Below are 16,348 nucleotides of genomic sequence, written 5' to 3'. Positions count from 1 at the left end.
CTGCCTTTTAGCGGGAGGAAGTCTCCCTCGGGTCAAAACCCTCAAACGTCATCTGGTCAGCATGTTTATAGGTATGTTCGCGCGCCATTTCATCCCTCACCGTCCAGGTGATGATCGGAATGCCGGCTTTTTGCTGGGCCGAGATGAATGTGTTGGGTAGATGCGGCCAGTGGTACGAAATGAAATCCAGCCCGAGATGCATGGCATCGTCGTGCTTGAAGAAATCATCCGGCTTGTCGCCCATGGCGGTGAGGCCGAGCGGGTAGGGTGCTTCGACACGCTTCAGGTCGCGCAGGATGTGGTGGTCGAAGCTCATCAGGGCGACGGTGCCCTTGTAGCCTTCCAGCACTTCCAGAACGGCTTCAACGAAACCGTCATCCAGTTCGGCGGTGCGGCCCTTGATCTCGATGACCAGAGGCACGCGACCGGCCACCAGAGCCAGCATCTGTTTCAGCGTCGGAATGCGGTCCTTGGTGCCGCCGATCGACAGCATGCCGAGTTCGGCGGCGGTCCGCTCGCGCACATCGCCCGAAATGCCGCAAACGCGGTCCAGCGTGTCGTCATGGAAAACCATGACTTCGCTGTCGGCCGAGAGCTGCAGGTCGCATTCGATAGCGAAACCGGCTTCCGCTGCCCGCTCGAAGGCGGACAGCGTGTTTTCCCAGATCTGGTTGTTCATGTCGTGGTAGCCGCGATGGGCGACCGGCAGGTCCTTGATCCAGGCTGCACCAGAGTTTTGGGAGGTCATACGTCGATCTCGATGATGGCTTCGATTTCAACGGCGGCGTTGAGCGGCAGGGCCGCCATGCCGACAGCGGCGCGGGCGTGCTTGCCGGCTTCGCCGAGAACATTGGCGATCAGGTTCGATGCGCCATTGGTGACGATATGCTGCTCGGTAAAGCCCGGCGCAGATGCAACGAAGCTCGACAGCTTGACCACGCGCTTGATCTTGCCGAGATCGCCGTTAAGCGCTGCCTTCGCCTGGGACAGAATGTTGATGGCGCAAAGTTCGGCGGCGCGGCTGGCGGCCGTGACATCGACGTCCTGACCGACAAGCCCCTTGATCTCAAGTTTGCCATTTTCAGTCGGCAATTGGCCGGAAATGTAGAGCAGATTGCCGCTGATGACGTAGGATACGTAGTTGGCGGCAGGCGCTGCTGCGACGGGAAGGGTGTAGCCCAGTTCCTTCAGGCGGCTTTCGATGGCATCGGACATTTCGGTCTCCGGCTTTTGTTGTAATATGAGCAGAAATCCTGCATGCAGGACGATAAGCATTACTCGATGGCGTTCTTATAACACTGCGCCGTGAGTCCGATAGGAGAGATTGAATGTTTCGTTTGACGCTCGGGCTGGCATTCACGGCGACGTTGATGGCGTCCACCGCCACATCGGCCGCTGCCGGCGTCGAAGGTGCGCGGGCTCTGATCCCGCACCGGGCGGTCTACGATCTCAAGCTCAAGGATGTGTCGGAACGTTCCGGCATCGAGGGCATGTATGGCCGCATGGTCTACGAATTCACCGGTTCCGCCTGCACCGGCTTCACCACCAATTTCCGATTCGTCACCAAGACGGATACCGGCGAAGACCAGCGTACCACAGACCAGCAGACGACCACATTCGAGAATGCCGATCTCAAGGAATTCCGCTTCGAGACCAAGTCCTTCACCGACGAGCAGCTCGACAAGCAGGTGAGCGGCGAGGCGACCAATGTGTCGACCGGCGTGAAAGTGGAGTTGCAGAAGCCGGATGCGCGCGAACTGGACCTGACGCCCAGCCAGTTTCCGACGCAGCATATGCTTGAGGTTCTAGACAATGCCCGCAACGGCAAACGGTTCTTCGAGGCCCGGATTTTCGACGGCTCGGAAGACGGCGACAAGAGCCTGCTGACCTCGACCGTCGTCGGCCAGAAGCAGACGCCGCAGGCGGATGATGCCGATGCGGGGCAGGCCGGAGAATTCTCCAAGCAGGACTATTGGCCGGTAACGATCGCCTATTTCAACGATAGCGGTGAGGGCGATGCGGTGCCTGTCTATCGCATGTCGTTCAAGCTTTACGACAATGGCATCACCCGTGATCTCACCATGGATTATGGTGATTTCGTACTGACCGGTCAGCTTGCCAAACTTGAAGTGCTCGATCGTGCGCCGGACTGTAAATAAACGATCGCATTTCAGCGGAAAGTGATGACGTGAACATGTTTCCGTCCCATATATAATGGCGGAAGTTCGGAACTTGGTGGAATTCGGGCGATGGTTCGGCAGTCGGGCATTTTTTCCGGTCTCTTTTGTATCGCGGTCATCGCCGGTGGCAGCTATTTTGTTGCGCCTGCAGCACTTGGCGCCGGTAGTTGTGGCTCATCGGCTGCCGCCCGTGTCGATTGGAGCGGTTGCGTCAAAAAGAACCTGATGATGTCGGGTAATGATTTTCAGGGCGCAAATCTTTCCGAGGCCGACTTCTCGATGACCGATCTCAGGAACAACAACCTGAACGGTGCCAATCTGCAAAAGTCACGGATCATTCGCGCCTGGTTTACAGGATCGACGGCCGACAAGGCTGACTTCTCCCGTGCCGAAGGTTATCGTGCCGGTTTGCAGAACATTTCCGCCAAGGCAGCGAGTTTCGAATCGGCCGAATTGCAACGGGCCAATTTCGGTGGCTCCAACCTGTCGGGCGCCAATTTCGAAAAGGCCGAGTTGGGACGCACCAGCTTTGACAAGGCAGATATCAGCGATGTCGATTTCACGCTTGCCAATCTGTCGCGTGCCGATCTGAGCAAGGCAACCTTCACGACGCCGCCGCGATTTGATCGCGCCTTCATGTTCCTGACGCGCATCGAAGGGCTGGATTTATCCGGTGCCATGGATCTGGCCCAGGCTCAGGTCGATCTGTCCTGTGGTGACGCAGCGACGAAATTGCCGAAAGGTTTGCGTGCCCCGGCAGTCTGGCCTTGTCCCAAGGATTGAGCTTTCGTCCCATCTTTTTTAAGCCTTCACCTTGATCTCAAGGGTGAAGCACTGTATGGGCACCACCATTCCACACGTAAGGCATGGGATCGTCCGGGAGAAATCCGGGCAGTTCCGCCCGGTGGCATCCTCGAAGAGGGTGCTGTTCGCCTTGCGGAGGTTCAACCGGAAAAGGATAACTAGGCATGGCATTGCCCGATTTCTCCATGCGTCAGCTTCTCGAAGCAGGCGTCCACTTCGGCCACCAGACTCATCGCTGGAACCCGAAGATGAAGCCGTACATTTTCGGCGATCGTAACAACATCCACATCATCGACCTCGCGCAGACCGTTCCGATGCTGTCGCGCGCCCTGCAGGTCATCTCGGACACCGTTGCCCGTGGCGGCCGCGTTCTGTTCGTTGGCACCAAGCGTCAGGCTTCCGAGCTGATCGCTGACTCGGCCAAGCGTTCTGCCCAGTACTACGTCAACTCGCGTTGGCTCGGCGGCATGATGACCAACTGGAAGACCATTTCGAACTCGATCGCCCGTCTGCGCAAGCTCGACGAGATCCTGTCTTCGGAACAGTCCGGCTACAACAAGAAAGAGCGCCTGAACCTCGAGCGCGAACGCGAGAAGCTTGAAAAGGCTCTCGGCGGTATCCGCGACATGGGCGGCACCCCGGACCTGATGGTGATCATCGACACCAACAAGGAAAAGATCGCCATCGACGAAGCCAAGCGCCTGGGCATCCCGGTCGTTGCTATCATCGACTCGAACTGCGATCCGGACCTGATCGACTACCCGATCCCGGGCAACGACGACGCTTCGCGCGCCATTTCGCTGTATTGCGACCTGATGGCACGCGCTGCCATCGACGGTATCGCTCGCCAGCAGGGCGCTTCCGGTCGTGACCTCGGCGGTATGGCCGAAGCTCCGATCGAGCCGGCTCTCGAAGGCGAAGCCGAAGCTCAGGCTTAATCGTCTGGGGCGGAGCGGCACTGACCGCTCCTTCTTCTCGAATTCGTCCAAGGCCAGAGATACCAATCCCTGGCCTTGGTCGTTTAAGGACCTGTCCTCCCGCATCAGATGACTTTCGCGGTTGAGACGACAGGCCGGTGATGATCTTCATCACCCTGTCATACTTCCGGGTACATTCGTTCCCAAAACCTTGAGTTCGCCGAGGTTTTTCCGGCGGCACGCAACTCGAACCGACAAGAGGCTCACAATGGCTGAAATCACCGCTGCACTGGTGAAGGAACTGCGCGAAAAGTCTGGCGCAGGCATGATGGACTGCAAGAAGGCGCTGACCGAAAATAACGGCGACATCGAAGCAGCAATCGACTGGCTGCGCGCCAAGGGTATCGCAAAGGCCGACAAGAAGTCGGGCCGCACGGCTGCTGAAGGCCTGATCGGCGTTGCATCTAATGGCACCAAGGCTGTTGTCGTTGAAGTTAACTCCGAAACCGACTTCGTTGCCCGTAACGACGCTTTCCAGACCATGGTTCGCGGCATTGCCGACGTGGCTCTGACCACCGACGGCACCGTTGAAGCCGTTGGCGCGGCTGCCTACCCGGCAACCGGCAAGTCGGTCACCGACACGATCAAGGACGCTGTTGCCACCATCGGTGAAAACATGAACCTGCGTCGTTCGGCTGCTCTCGAAGTCGAAGACGGCGTTGTTGCCACCTACATCCACAACGCTGCTGCCGACCGTCTCGGCAAGCTCGGCGTTCTGGTTGCCCTGAAGTCGACCGGCGACAAGGATGCCCTGAACGCCATCGGCCGCCAGGTTGCCATGCACATTGCTGCAACGGCTCCGCTCGCCATCCGTTCGGAAGAAGTCGATCCTGCTGTCGCCGAGCGCGAGCGCAACGTCTTCATCGAACAGTCGCGCGAGAGCGGCAAGCCGGAAGCCATCATCGAAAAGATGGTCGAAGGCCGCATGCGCAAGTTCTTCGAAGAAGTTGCCCTTCTGTCGCAGGCTTTCGTCATCAACCCTGACCTGACCGTCGGTGAAGCTGTCAAGGCTGCCGAAAAGGAAGTCGGCGCACCGATCGAAGTCACCGGCATGGCCCGCCTTCTGCTCGGCGACGGCATCGAGAAGGAAGAGACCGACTTCGCAGCTGAAGTCGCAGCCGTTTCCAAGGGCTGATAACTTTATACAATATCAATAATCACAGGGGCATCGCGTGACAACGCGGTGCCCTTCGTGTATCCGGCTTGGCGGTGCGAGCCTCGAAGGAGTATCCATGTCTTCCCAGCCAATTTATAAACGTGTGCTTTTGAAAGTGTCCGGCGAAGCCCTGATGGGCAGCCAGGGTTTTGGCATTGACGTGACCGTAGCCGACCGTATTGCGGCTGATATCGCCGATGCGCGCCGCATGGGCGTCGATGTCGGTATCGTTGTCGGCGGCGGCAACATTTTCCGCGGCGTCGCCGTGGCTTCCAAGGGTGGCGATCGTGTCACCGGGGACCATATGGGCATGCTGGGCACCGTCATCAACGCACTTGCGCTGGCGACCTCGCTGCGCAAGCTCGGTGTCGATACGGTGGTTCTTTCGGCCATTTCCATGCCGGAAATCTGTGAAAGCTTTTCGCAGCGTCAGGCGCTGCATCATCTTTCGCAAGGCCGGGTAGTGATCTTTGCCGGCGGTACGGGCAACCCGTTCTTCACGACCGACAGTGCCGGCGCCCTGCGTGCGGCCGAAATCGGCGCCGAGGCGCTGTTCAAGGGCACGCAGGTCGATGGTATCTACACCGCCGACCCGAAGAAGGACCCGACCGCAACCCGTTTCGAGCAGCTGACCCATGCGGAAGTTCTGGAAAAGGGGCTCGCGGTGATGGATGTTACGGCGGTAGCGCTTGCGCAGGAGAACACGATCCCGATTATCGTCTTCTCGATTCACGAACGCGGCGGTTTCGCCGAAATCCTGACCGGCGGTGGTCTCAAGACCGTCGTTGTCGACAACTGATCTTCAAGGAGGTCCGCGCGCACGGCCGCAGCGGACCTCAAGCAACATACGGAGTTTAAGATGAGCGGTGCCATCGATCTCAACGACATCAAGCGTCGCATGGACGGCGCTGTTACGGCCTTCAAGAGCGATATTGCCTCGCTGCGCACGGGCCGCGCCTCTGCCAACATTCTCGATCCGGTCACGGTCGAAGCCTATGGTTCGCGCGTGCCGTTGAACCAGGTCGCCAACATCACCGTTCCCGAGCCGCGCATGCTCGGCGTGTCCATCTGGGACAAGTCGATGGTCAACGCGGTTGATCGCGCCATTCGCGAATCGAACCTCGGCCTCAATCCGATCATGGATGGGCAGAATCTGCGCATTCCTCTGCCGGAACTGAACGAGGAGCGCCGCAAGTCGCTCGTGAAGGTCGCTCACGACTACACGGAAAAGAGCAAGGTTGCCGTTCGCAACGTTCGCCGTGACGGCATGGATGCCTTGAAGAAGGCTGAAAAGGACGGCGATCTCGGTCAGGACGACAGCCGCGCGCAGTCGGAAAAGATCCAGAAGATGACAGATGATGCGATTTCCGAACTGGACCGCTTGCTTGCGGAGAAGGAAAAGGAAATCATGCAGGTTTAAGGCCTGCATGATTGCCCGCTCATCGCTGTCATAAACGTCGGACCGAAAATGGTGAAACCTGATCTAACCGTGATCCCGAAGCATGTTGCCATCATCATGGATGGCAATGGTCGCTGGGCAAACCAGCGCGGCCTGCCGCGCACGATCGGTCACACCAAAGGTGTTGAGGCTGTCCGCGAGACCGTCAAGGCTGCAGGCGAAGCAGGCGTTGAATATCTGACGCTTTTTGCTTTCTCTTCGGAAAACTGGAGCCGGCCGGAAACCGAGGTGACCGACCTGCTTGGGCTGATGCGCCGTTTCATCCGGCGCGATCTGGCTGAGCTGCACCGCTCCAACGTGAAGATCCGCATCATCGGCGATCGCCGCAATCTCCAAGGCGATCTGCTGCCGATGCTGATCGAGGCGGAAGAAACAACCAGCAAGAATACCGGGCTGACCCTGGTCATTGCCTTCAATTACGGTTCACGGAACGAGATTCTGCGCGCCATCGAACGATTGGCGAGCGAGGTTGCCGCCGGCCTGCTGCGGCCGGAGGATATCGACGCGGCCATGGTGGATCAGCGCCTCGATACTGCTGGAATTCCCGATCCGGACCTGATCATCCGCACGAGCGGTGAAGAGCGCCTTTCCAACTTCCTGCTCTGGCAGGCTGCCTATTCGGAATTCCTGTTCCTGCCGGATTTCTGGCCGGATTTCGATCGCCAGATGTTCTTTGATGCCTTGAAGACCTATGCCGCGCGCGACCGGCGTTTTGGTGGCTTGACCGCCAAGCCGGCGGCGGTTGCCGGCTGATGGCAAGCGAGCTCAAAAAGCGCACGATTTCAGCGATTGTCATGGCGGCGGTCACGCTGGCGGCTACCTGGTACGGTGGCACGCCCTTTCGGCTGTTCGCTGCCGCCATGTCGCTGCTGATCTATTACGAGTGGTCGAAAATGACCCGGCTGCCGGAAGTGGACCTGCGGGGGGATGCCTTCGGTTGGGTGGCGGTCATCTGTATCGCTGCCAATCTTGCGTTCGGCGATATCGGGCTCGGCGCGCCGCTGCTGGGCGGTTTCACCATCACCGCGCTTCTTTTGAAGTTTCTGCGTCGCGGCAGCGGCTGGATGCCCGCTGGTGTGCTTTATGCGGGCTTGAGCGGTATCTCGCTGGCAGCGATTCGCGGCAGCGACCAGTTCGGTCTGATGGCAACGCTGTTCCTGTTCGCCGTCGTCTGGGGTACCGACATCCTTGCCTATTTCTTTGGTCGTTCTATCGGCGGCCCAAAACTGGCTCCGCGTATTTCTCCCGGCAAGACATGGTCAGGCGCGATCGGCGGGACCGTTTCGGGCGTCGCTCTTGGAAGTGTGCTGCTGCTGTCCTTCTTCTCGCAGGTATCGTTGCGCACCGTCATCCTGGCTTTTGCGCTGTCTGTGGCGAGCCAGATCGGCGATTTGTTCGAGTCCTTCATCAAGCGCCGATTCGGCGTCAAGGATTCCAGCCACCTCATTCCCGGTCACGGCGGTGTGATGGACCGTGTTGACGGTCTCGTTTTCGCCTGTTTCGCGGCGTTTCTGCTGGCCATGGCGCATGCAGCCTGGACAGGCTACGGTGAAACCTCTGTTGCCGGTTTTCTTTTCGGTCTTTAAGACCGTCATAACAGCATGAAATCTGAGACATAAATTAAGGGCAGGGAGCCGGCGAAGCAGGAATGGATGGCGTGATGGCAATTTTCGGCGTGCTTACCGGGTATATCATCCCGTTTATCCTCGTTCTCTCCGTGCTCGTCTTCGTGCACGAGATGGGGCATTACCTCGTCGGCCGATGGAGCGGTATTCGGGTCGTGGCGTTTTCGGTGGGATTCGGGCCGGAACTGGTCGGCTACACCGATGGTCACGGCACGCGCTGGAAGATCTCGGCGATTCCGCTGGGCGGCTATGTCAAGTTTTACGGTGACGAGGATGCGGCCAGCATGCCGGGCACCGATGCGCTGACCGGGATGAGCGAGACGGAGCGCAGCCAGACGCTTGCAGGCGCAAAGCTGTGGAAAAGAGCGGCAACGGTTGCTGCCGGTCCGATCGCCAATTTCATCCTCGCCATCGCCATTTTCGCGGTTCTATTCAGCGTCTACGGCAAGGTCGTCGCCGATCCGGTGGTGGCCGAGGTGCGGCCTGACAGTGCCGCACAGGTTGCCGGCGTCGAGGTCGGCGACAAGCTGGTGGCACTCGATGGCCACACCGTATCGACGTTTGACGAAGTTCGCCGGTATGTCAGCATCCGCCCACTGGTGCCGATCATTGTGACCGTGGAGCGCGAAGGTTCGCGTCTCGATCTGCCGATGGTGCCCAAGCGTGAGGAAATCACTGACCAGTTCGGCAACAAGGTGGAACTCGGCCTGATCGGCATCGTCACCAATGAACAGCGCGGCAATTTCCGCGTCCAGCAGTTCTCTCCGGGTGCGGCCGTCATCGAAGGTTTCAAGGAAACCGGCAATATCATTACCGGCACAGGCCGTTACATCGCCAATATCTTTGCCGGGCGCATGCGCGCCGATCAGATCGGCGGTCCGATCCGGATCGCCGAGACAACGGGGCAGATGGCGACGCTGGGTTTCGTCGCCGTGCTGAATTTTGCGGCGGTTATCTCCGTATCTCTGGGGTTGATGAATTTGTTGCCGGTTCCGGTGCTTGACGGTGGCCATCTGCTGCTTTACGCGCTTGAGGCAGTGAGAGGGCGTCCCCTGAATGCGCGGGTTCAGGAGATCGTCTTCAGGCTGGGCTTTGCGCTGATTCTCACGCTGATGGTGTTCGCCACATGGAATGACACGATCGGCAGGTGGATCGGTTAAGTGTTTCAGAACGGTGCATAAACCGTTTATTTACCCTGTTTGCATGTCCGCGTGGCGAATGCGCCACGGCTGCGAAGGAAGTAAATAGAAATTAACGCGATGCCTTGCTTGTAGGACAAAAGAAGGTAAAACGACACACGTGGCCGGAGTCGGGTGCCACCCGTCTAGGGACAACGGAAAAAGGTAAGAAGTGAATATGAAAGCTGGTTCAAAGTTTTTGAACGCAGTGTCGGCGTTTGCGCTGTCTGCTAGTGTTGTCGCATCGGGTGCGGGTGTCGTTGTGCTTGCCTCTGCCCCGGTTGCCCAGGCCGCTACCATCCAGCGGGTGGAAGTCCGCGGTGCCCAGCGCGCCGGCGAAGAAGCCGTTCGCTCCAACATCACCATTCGTCCGGGTGTGAGCTTCTCCGAAGCCGACATCGATGAATCGGTGAAGCGCCTGTATTCCACAGGTTATTTTTCCGACGTCCGCATCAGTGTTTCCGGTCGTTCGCTCGTGGTGTCCGTCAACGAAAATCAGCTGGTCAACCAGGTGGTTTTCAACGGCAACCGCAAGATCAAGGATGACAAGCTGGCTGGCGCCGTACAGACGCAGCCGCTCGGTCCTTACAGCGATGCTCTGCTTGCCTCCGACATCGAGCGCCTCAAGCAGGCCTATTCGGCAACCGGCCGCAGCGATGTCGAGATCACCACGCAGGTTGTTCCGGTCGGTCAGGGTCGCGTCAATATCGCGTTCCAGATCAATGAAGGCGATCGCACCAAGATCGATTCGATCAACTTTGTCGGCAATCAGGCCTATGGTAACCGTCGTCTGCGCGATGTGATCGCGACGAAGGAATCCGGCCCGCTGTCGTTCCTGACCCGCAAGGACGTCTATAACGACGACAAGCGTCGTGCCGATGAAGAGGCGCTGCGCCAGTTCTATTATAACCACGGTTATGCCGACTTCCGCGTCGTGTCTTCGGATGCGGTTCTGGATGAATCCAAGAACGCCTATACGGTCAACTTCACGGTCGAAGAAGGTCAGCGCTACACGTTTGGTGATGTGCGCGTCGAATCGACGGTTGAAGGCATCAACGCTGAAGATCTTCAGGGGCTCGTCAAGACGCAGACCGGCGACACCTACAAGGCAAGCGACATCCAGAAGTCGATGGAAGCGATTTCCGAGCGCGTCGCTGCAGCGGGTTATCCGTTTGCACGTGTTACGCCGCGCGGCGACCGCAACTTCCAGAACAACACGATCGGCGTCTCCTACCTGGTCGACCAGGGTGAGCGCGCTTACGTCGAGCGTATCGAAATCCGCGGTAACACCCGTACGCGTGACTATGTCATTCGTCGCGAGTTCGATATCAGCGAAGGCGATGCCTTCAACCAGACCATGATCACGCGCGCCAAGCGTCGTCTCGAGGCTCTGGGCTATTTCGGCAAGGTCAATATCTCGACCACGCAGGGTACGTCCGCCGACCGCGTCATCATCATCGTTGATGTTGAAGATCAGTCGACCGGTTCGTTCGGTATCGGTGTCGGTTATTCGCCGAGCAGCGACAGCGCGATCCTCGAAGCCTCGATCGAAGAAAAGAACTTCCTCGGCCGCGGTCAGTACATCCGCATCGCCGTTGGTGGCGGTCTTGATGATGCGCGTACCTACTCGCTGTCCTTCACCGAGCCCTATTTCCTCGGTTATCGTCTGGCTGCCGGTTTCGACGTCTTCAGAAGCCAGTCTTCGTCTGAAGACTACTACGACTACAATGAGCAGGGCTTTACGCTGCGCGTGACGGCGCCGATCACCGAAGATCTGGCAACGACGTTCCGCTACACGTACAAAGAAATCGGTTACGACGGTAATAGCGATTACCTGAATAACGGTAACCTGTCTCAGCCGTATATCGACATGATCAACCATGGCGATTACGTACAGTCTTCGATCTCGCAGACGCTGACCTACAACACGGTCGACAGCATGACCCTTCCGCGCGAAGGTATCTATGCAACCGTGACGCATGAATATGCGGGTCTCGGCGGCGACTCCGAATACTACAAGATCTACGGTCGTGCTCGTTACTTCACGCTCTTGTCCGACGAGGCCGATATCATCGGTCAGCTCTCGGCAGGTGCAGGACACGTGATCGCAACGGGCGACAAGCTGAACATCTTCGATCAGTTCACATTTGGCGGCAAGCAGGTTCGTGGTTTCGAGAACAACGGTCTCGGTCCGCGTATGCCGAATGGCGATGCGCTCGGCGGCACCACCTACTTCAATGCGTCGGCGGAAGTCAGCATTCCGGCTCCGGGTCTGCCTGAAGACTTCGGTCTGCGTCTGAACGCCTTTGCTGATGCTGGCGTGCTTTACGGCAACGACGTGCCGGCAGTTGGTGTACGTGACGACAACTCCATCCGTGCATCGGTTGGTGCTGGCTTGACTTGGGCATCGCCCTTCGGCGCTCTGCGCGTCGACTACGCCGTGCCGGTTGCCAAGGAAGACTACGACGAAACGCAGAACTTCCGCTTCAGCATGGCGAACCAGTTCTGATCCTTTTGGTCCAGAACGACCACATAAAATGTTCTGGAGCTGAGGCTGATGGACGATAATCGATTTTTTCCGCCCCATGAGGGGGTGAGCTTGAAAGAGCTCGCCCGCCACCTGGGGGCGGAGCTTTTGGATGAGACGGCAGGCGAGCGGCTGGTCCGCTCCGTCTCGCCGGTTTCGCGCGCAAAGGCGGGCGATATCTGCTACATCCTTTCCCGCAAGAACAAGGCAGAATTGGAAACCTGTCAGGCCACGGCCATCCTGTGTGATGCCGGTCTGCGTTCTGCTATACCCGATCATATTCCGGTGCTTTTGACGCGTGCGCCGCATTCCGCATTCGCGGCGGCAGGTGCTCTTCTGCATCCGGAAGGTTTGCGGCCAAGTGCCGTGACATCCGAGCCCGCCGGTATCTCGCCAGCGGCCTATGTCGATCCGACGGCGCGTCTGGAAGACGGTGTGCATGTGGAGCCGATGGCTGTGATCGGAGCTGGGGCCGAAATCGGAACCGGCACGCGGATCGGGGCTGGGACCGTGATCGGCGCCAATGTCACGATCGGACGGGACTGCACCATTGCTGCCGGCGCTTCCGTCGTTGCGTCGATGATCGGGAACGGCGTGATCATTCATAACGGTGCACGCATCGGCCAGGACGGTTTTGGTTATGCACCGGGGCCGCGTGGCTTCATGAAAATCGTGCAGATCGGTCGCGTGATCATTCAGGACAATGTCGAGATCGGCGCTAACACCACGATCGACCGCGGCGCCATGGACGATACCGTTATCGGCGAAGGCACCAAGATCGACAATCTGGTGCAGATCGCCCATAACGTTCGCATCGGCCGTCATTGCGGTCTTGCGTCGGGAACGGGTATTGCCGGATCGACGACGATCGGCGACGGCGTGATGATCGGCGGCGCCTCGGGCATCAATGGTCATATCACCATTGGCGATGGCGTGCAGATCGCAGCCATGAGTGGCGTTGTCGGCGACATTCCGCCAAAGGCCAAATATGGTGGCATCCCGGCGCGTCCCATGCCTGATTTTTTGAGAGATATTGCTGAAATCATGATGCGCTCCGATGAGCGTGCAAAGAAAAGAGGAGACCGGAATGGCTGAGGGCAACACGACCCTGGCGTCGGCAGACATCCAGCAGATCATGAAGCTCTTGCCGCACCGCTATCCTTTCCTGCTGGTCGACAAGATCATCGAGATCGACGGTGATAATTCGGCGATCGGCATCAAGAATGTCACCGCCAACGAGCCGCATTTCACCGGACATTTTCCGGAACAGCCGATTATGCCGGGCGTTCTTCTCGTCGAAGGCATGGCGCAGACCGCCGGTGCCATCTGTGCGCTGAAGGAAGGTGAAGGCGGCAATCTCGTCTACTTCATGACGATCGATAATGCCCGCTTCCGCAAGCCGGTCGTGCCGGGCGATCGCGTTGAATTCCATGTCACCAAGCAGAAGCAGCGCGGCAACATCTGGAAGTTCCACTGCGATGCAAAGGTGGATGGCGCCGTCGTCGCAGAGGCAGACATCGGCGCAATGATCCGCCGCAAGGGCGAGTAATGAGCACGATAGCAGCAAGCGCACGCATCCATCCGATGGCAGTTGTCGAGGATGGTGCGGTCATCGGCGAAAACGTTTCGATCGGCCCGTTTTGTCAGGTCGGTTCGAAGGTTGTTCTCGGCGCTGACGTCGAGCTGGTCTCCAATGCGGTTGTTACCGGCCGGACGCAGATTGGTCGCGGCACACGCATTTTTCCGATGGCCGTCATCGGTGGCGATCCGCAGAGCGTGCATCACGCCGGTGAAGAAACCACGCTGTTCGTCGGCGAAATGTGCACGATGCGCGAAGGTGTGACAATGAACACCGGCACGGTGGATGGCGGCGGCACGACCGTTGTCGGCGATCGCTGCCTGTTCCTCGCCAATTCGCATGTCGCGCATGACTGCATTCTCGGCAATGACATCATCATGTCGAACAATGTCATGCTGGCCGGCCATGTGAAGGTCGGCGATCGCGTCATTCTCGGCGGTGGTTCGGCCGTGCACCAGTTCAGCCGCATCGGTCGTCAGGCGTTTATCGGTGGCCTGTCTGCCGTGAACTATGACGTGATCCCGTATGGCATGCTGAACGGCAATCCGGGCCTTCTCGGCGGCCTCAATGTGGTCGGCATGACGCGCGCCGGTATCGAGCGTGCGACGATCCACAAGGTGCGCCGCGCCTTCAAGGATATTTTTGAGGCCGAAGGCAATATCCGCACCAATGCCGCTGCTTTGCGCGACGAATATGCGGATTGCCCGGAAGTCATGGAAATCCTCGACTTTATCGGTGCCGACAGCGATCGCGCGATTTCTTCGCCGCATCGTGGCAAGGCCTGATCTCTTGGCCGGCGTTCCGGCAGAAATTTCAAAAGGCCGCTTGGCGATCATCGCCGGAAGCGGCCTTTTGCCGTTATACGTGGCTGAAGCCGCCCGTCGGGCCGGCGAGGACCCGCTGATCGTTCCGCTGAAGAACGAATCCGACCGCGATTTTTCCACCTTCGAATGTGTGCCCGCCAGTGTTGGTGATCTGGCGACCATCGAAAAGGCCGTGCGTGAGCGCGGCATCGGTCGTGTGGTCATGTCGGGTGGTGTTGCGCGCAGGCCGGAATGGCGCGAGATCCGCCCCACATGGCGCACGATCCGCAAGATGCCGTCCGTTGTGCGCACGCTTTTGGCCGGTGGCGACGATACCGTGTTGCAGATGGTCATCCGCCTGTTCGAGGCGATGGGTTGTGAGGTCATGGGCGTTCACCAGATCGCGCCGGACCTTCTGGCGACTGTCGGGCCGGTTGGCGCGGTGAAGCCTTCGGATGACGATCGTCGTGATATCCAAAAGGCAGGCCATGCGGCTCGGCTGCTTGGCGAACTGGATGTCGGGCAGGGTTCCGTCAGTGTCGGCGGTCGTATCGTCGCGCTGGAGGGCGTTGAGGGCACAGATGCGATGTTGCAGCGTGTCGCGGCGCTCCGGGCTGCCGGACGTGTTTCCGCACGTCGCAAGGGCGTGCTGGTCAAACTCTGCAAGCCGCAGCAGGATATTCGCGCCGACCTGCCGACCATCGGTCCCTCGACGGTGCGCAACGCCGCAGCGGCGGGGCTTGCCGGTATTGCCGTCGAGGCCGGACGCGCGCTGGTTCTGGATCGCGACGAGATGATTGCGCTGGCGGATGCCGAAGGCATCTTTGTCTGTGGCATCGATGCCGGCCTGCCGGATGAGGGATTGTTATGAGCGAACCCGCTTTGAAGGTGGCCGTCGTTGCAGGCGAAGTGTCGGGAGATCTGCTGGGCGGAGACCTGATCGCGGCGCTGAAGGCAAAGACTGGTCAACCTGTCGCATTGGTCGGCGTCGGCGGAGATTCACTCGAAGCACAGGGCCTGCAGTCGCTGTTCGATTATTCCGAACTGTCGATCATGGGGATTACACAGGTTCTGGCTCGCCTGCCGAACCTGATCCGCCGCATTGGCCAGACGGCGGATGCGATCATTGCCGCAAAACCCGATGTGTTGATCATTATCGACAGCCCCGACTTTACCCATCGGGTGGCGAAGAAGGTGAGGGCAGCTCTGCCCGCCCTGCCGATCGTCAATTATGTTTGCCCCAGCGTTTGGGCGTGGAAGGAATATCGTGCCAAGGCGATGTTGCCCTATGTGGATCGCGTGCTGGCCGTGTTGCCGTTCGAGCCGGAAGCGATGCAGCGGTTGGGTGGGCCGAGGACGGATTTCGTCGGGCACCGGCTGACGGCCGATCCCGAGATTTTGCGGGTGCGGGCACTGCGCGCCGCAAGGCCTTTGAAAAATGCCGGTGATCCGAAAACCATCCTGCTTCTGCCGGGCTCACGCGGAGCCGAGATCAAGGCATTGCTGCCGATTTTCGGCGAGGTGATGCAGGAATTTACCCGTCGCAACGGCCCGACCCGCTTTATCCTGCCGACGGTCAAGCGTCGTGAGGCGCTGGTGCGCGAGATCGTTGCGGGTTTCGAGATCAAACCCGAGATGGTGGTCGATCAGGCCGGGAAATGGGCCGCTTTTGCCGAAGCGGATGCGGCAATCGCAGCGTCGGGCACCGTCATCCTCGAACTGGCACTGGCAACGGTTCCGGTCGTCTCGGCCTACAAGGCCGATTGGCTGATCACGATGATGGCCAAGCGCATCAAAATATGGTCCGGCGCTCTGCCAAACCTGATTGCTGACCGGGTCGTGGTGCCGGAATATATCAATGAGGTCGTACGTCCCGGTGCTCTCTGCCGCTGGGCCGAGCAGCTTTCCTTCGACAGCGGCCCGCGTCGCGCCATGCTCGAAGGTTTCGATCTGACCTGGAAGAACCTGAGCGTGCCCGTGCCGCCGGGAGAGGCGGCAGCCGCCATCGTGCTCGATCTTCTGGACAATAAAAAACCCGGCCATTGACCGGGTTTTTCTTT

Annotated in this window: 17 protein-coding genes; 15 read left to right on the top strand and 2 right to left on the bottom strand. The window is 59.1% G+C overall.

The genetic code is table 11. From position 1 onward, the window contains the following. Positions 1-7: 7 nt before the first annotated feature. Together ACRQ1B_RS07610 and ACRQ1B_RS07605 are read right to left on the bottom strand one after the other, a co-directional pair. Entirely contained in the window at positions 8-748 is a 741-nt protein-coding gene (locus tag ACRQ1B_RS07610) for a glycerophosphodiester phosphodiesterase (protein ID WP_432293024.1), read from the bottom strand. Next, positions 745-1,215, bottom strand: a complete 471-nt coding sequence (locus tag ACRQ1B_RS07605) for a RidA family protein (protein WP_432293023.1) — start codon at positions 1,213-1,215, stop codon at positions 745-747. Before ACRQ1B_RS07605 ends, ACRQ1B_RS07610 begins: the two co-directional genes overlap by 4 nt. Before the next feature lie 113 nt (positions 1,216-1,328). Between ACRQ1B_RS07605 and ACRQ1B_RS07600 the strand changes: the two genes are divergently transcribed. The 15 genes from ACRQ1B_RS07600 (at position 1,329) to lpxB (ending at position 16,334) form a co-directional block, all read left to right on the top strand. Next, positions 1,329-2,159, top strand: coding sequence for a cell envelope integrity EipB family protein (locus ACRQ1B_RS07600; RefSeq protein ID WP_432293022.1), 831 nt, complete (start codon positions 1,329-1,331; stop codon positions 2,157-2,159). A gap of 90 nt (positions 2,160-2,249) precedes the next feature. After that, a complete protein-coding gene (locus ACRQ1B_RS07595; RefSeq protein ID WP_432293021.1) occupies positions 2,250-2,963 on the top strand; it encodes a pentapeptide repeat-containing protein in 714 nt (237 codons plus the stop codon). A gap of 185 nt (positions 2,964-3,148) precedes the next feature. After that, positions 3,149-3,922, top strand: a complete 774-nt coding sequence (gene rpsB, locus ACRQ1B_RS07590; RefSeq protein ID WP_432293020.1) for a 30S ribosomal protein S2 — start codon at positions 3,149-3,151, stop codon at positions 3,920-3,922. A 247-nt stretch (positions 3,923-4,169) separates the two neighbouring features. Beyond that, positions 4,170-5,096 (top strand): translation elongation factor Ts, encoded by a 927-nt coding sequence (gene tsf / locus ACRQ1B_RS07585; RefSeq protein WP_432293019.1) that lies wholly within the window; start codon positions 4,170-4,172, stop codon positions 5,094-5,096. Positions 5,097-5,193: 97 nt separating this feature from the next. Then, the gene (pyrH, locus tag ACRQ1B_RS07580) at positions 5,194-5,916 is read left to right on the top strand and encodes a UMP kinase (RefSeq protein ID WP_432293018.1); all 723 of its coding nucleotides are present in this window, start codon (positions 5,194-5,196) and stop codon (positions 5,914-5,916) included. Between the two features lie 60 nt (positions 5,917-5,976). Then, positions 5,977-6,537, top strand: a complete 561-nt coding sequence (frr, locus tag ACRQ1B_RS07575; RefSeq protein WP_432293017.1) for a ribosome recycling factor — start codon at positions 5,977-5,979, stop codon at positions 6,535-6,537. A gap of 48 nt (positions 6,538-6,585) precedes the next feature. After that, positions 6,586-7,329 (top strand): isoprenyl transferase, encoded by a 744-nt coding sequence (locus tag ACRQ1B_RS07570; protein ID WP_432293016.1) that lies wholly within the window; start codon positions 6,586-6,588, stop codon positions 7,327-7,329. Next, positions 7,329-8,162, top strand: coding sequence for a phosphatidate cytidylyltransferase (locus ACRQ1B_RS07565; protein WP_432293015.1), 834 nt, complete (start codon positions 7,329-7,331; stop codon positions 8,160-8,162). Before ACRQ1B_RS07570 ends, ACRQ1B_RS07565 begins: the two co-directional genes overlap by 1 nt. Positions 8,163-8,236: 74 nt before the next feature. Then, positions 8,237-9,361: an RIP metalloprotease RseP gene (gene rseP, locus ACRQ1B_RS07560; protein ID WP_432293014.1), complete on the top strand. Its 1,125-nt coding sequence runs from the start codon at positions 8,237-8,239 to the stop codon at positions 9,359-9,361. Positions 9,362-9,557: 196 nt separating this feature from the next. Continuing rightward, complete coding sequence (bamA, locus tag ACRQ1B_RS07555) at positions 9,558-11,888, top strand: outer membrane protein assembly factor BamA (protein ID WP_432293013.1); 2,331 nt, start codon at positions 9,558-9,560, stop codon at positions 11,886-11,888. Between the two features lie 48 nt (positions 11,889-11,936). After that, positions 11,937-13,001 carry a UDP-3-O-(3-hydroxymyristoyl)glucosamine N-acyltransferase gene (gene lpxD / locus ACRQ1B_RS07550; RefSeq protein ID WP_432293012.1) on the top strand — a complete coding sequence of 355 codons (1,065 nt, stop codon included), beginning with the start codon at positions 11,937-11,939 and terminating at the stop codon, positions 12,999-13,001. Further along, positions 12,994-13,455 carry a 3-hydroxyacyl-ACP dehydratase FabZ gene (gene fabZ, locus ACRQ1B_RS07545; protein ID WP_432293011.1) on the top strand — a complete coding sequence of 154 codons (462 nt, stop codon included), beginning with the start codon at positions 12,994-12,996 and terminating at the stop codon, positions 13,453-13,455. Before lpxD ends, fabZ begins: the two co-directional genes overlap by 8 nt. Continuing rightward, the gene (gene lpxA, locus ACRQ1B_RS07540; protein ID WP_432293010.1) at positions 13,455-14,270 is read left to right on the top strand and encodes an acyl-ACP--UDP-N-acetylglucosamine O-acyltransferase; all 816 of its coding nucleotides are present in this window, start codon (positions 13,455-13,457) and stop codon (positions 14,268-14,270) included. The genes fabZ and lpxA overlap by 1 nt, the downstream gene beginning before the upstream one ends. 25 nt (positions 14,271-14,295) lie before the next feature. Beyond that, positions 14,296-15,159 (top strand): LpxI family protein, encoded by an 864-nt coding sequence (locus tag ACRQ1B_RS07535; RefSeq protein WP_432293836.1) that lies wholly within the window; start codon positions 14,296-14,298, stop codon positions 15,157-15,159. Further along, positions 15,156-16,334 (top strand): lipid-A-disaccharide synthase, encoded by a 1,179-nt coding sequence (gene lpxB, locus ACRQ1B_RS07530; RefSeq protein WP_432293009.1) that lies wholly within the window; start codon positions 15,156-15,158, stop codon positions 16,332-16,334. Before ACRQ1B_RS07535 ends, lpxB begins: the two co-directional genes overlap by 4 nt. Positions 16,335-16,348 lie beyond the last annotated feature (14 nt).

It is taken from the genome of Endobacterium panacihumi (genome assembly GCF_050847465.1).
In the GTDB taxonomy this organism is placed as follows: Bacteria; Pseudomonadota; Alphaproteobacteria; order Rhizobiales; family Rhizobiaceae; genus Neorhizobium; species Neorhizobium panacihumi.
Note: the sequence above shows the minus strand (reverse complement) of the source record. Positions and strands in the feature narration are given on the sequence as shown.

Coding starts and splice junctions, on each gene's coding strand:
- ACRQ1B_RS07610 (WP_432293024.1), bottom strand. CDS start 748: ATGACCTCCCAAAACTCTGGTGCAGCCTGGATCAAGGACCTGCCGGTC.
- ACRQ1B_RS07605 (WP_432293023.1), bottom strand. CDS start 1,215: ATGTCCGATGCCATCGAAAGCCGCCTGAAGGAACTGGGCTACACCCTT.
- ACRQ1B_RS07600 (WP_432293022.1), top strand. CDS start 1,329: ATGTTTCGTTTGACGCTCGGGCTGGCATTCACGGCGACGTTGATGGCG.
- ACRQ1B_RS07595 (WP_432293021.1), top strand. CDS start 2,250: ATGGTTCGGCAGTCGGGCATTTTTTCCGGTCTCTTTTGTATCGCGGTC.
- rpsB (WP_432293020.1), top strand. CDS start 3,149: ATGGCATTGCCCGATTTCTCCATGCGTCAGCTTCTCGAAGCAGGCGTC.
- tsf (WP_432293019.1), top strand. CDS start 4,170: ATGGCTGAAATCACCGCTGCACTGGTGAAGGAACTGCGCGAAAAGTCT.
- pyrH (WP_432293018.1), top strand. CDS start 5,194: ATGTCTTCCCAGCCAATTTATAAACGTGTGCTTTTGAAAGTGTCCGGC.
- frr (WP_432293017.1), top strand. CDS start 5,977: ATGAGCGGTGCCATCGATCTCAACGACATCAAGCGTCGCATGGACGGC.
- ACRQ1B_RS07570 (WP_432293016.1), top strand. CDS start 6,586: ATGGTGAAACCTGATCTAACCGTGATCCCGAAGCATGTTGCCATCATC.
- ACRQ1B_RS07565 (WP_432293015.1), top strand. CDS start 7,329: ATGGCAAGCGAGCTCAAAAAGCGCACGATTTCAGCGATTGTCATGGCG.
- rseP (WP_432293014.1), top strand. CDS start 8,237: ATGGCAATTTTCGGCGTGCTTACCGGGTATATCATCCCGTTTATCCTC.
- bamA (WP_432293013.1), top strand. CDS start 9,558: ATGAAAGCTGGTTCAAAGTTTTTGAACGCAGTGTCGGCGTTTGCGCTG.
- lpxD (WP_432293012.1), top strand. CDS start 11,937: ATGGACGATAATCGATTTTTTCCGCCCCATGAGGGGGTGAGCTTGAAA.
- fabZ (WP_432293011.1), top strand. CDS start 12,994: ATGGCTGAGGGCAACACGACCCTGGCGTCGGCAGACATCCAGCAGATC.
- lpxA (WP_432293010.1), top strand. CDS start 13,455: ATGAGCACGATAGCAGCAAGCGCACGCATCCATCCGATGGCAGTTGTC.
- lpxB (WP_432293009.1), top strand. CDS start 15,156: ATGAGCGAACCCGCTTTGAAGGTGGCCGTCGTTGCAGGCGAAGTGTCG.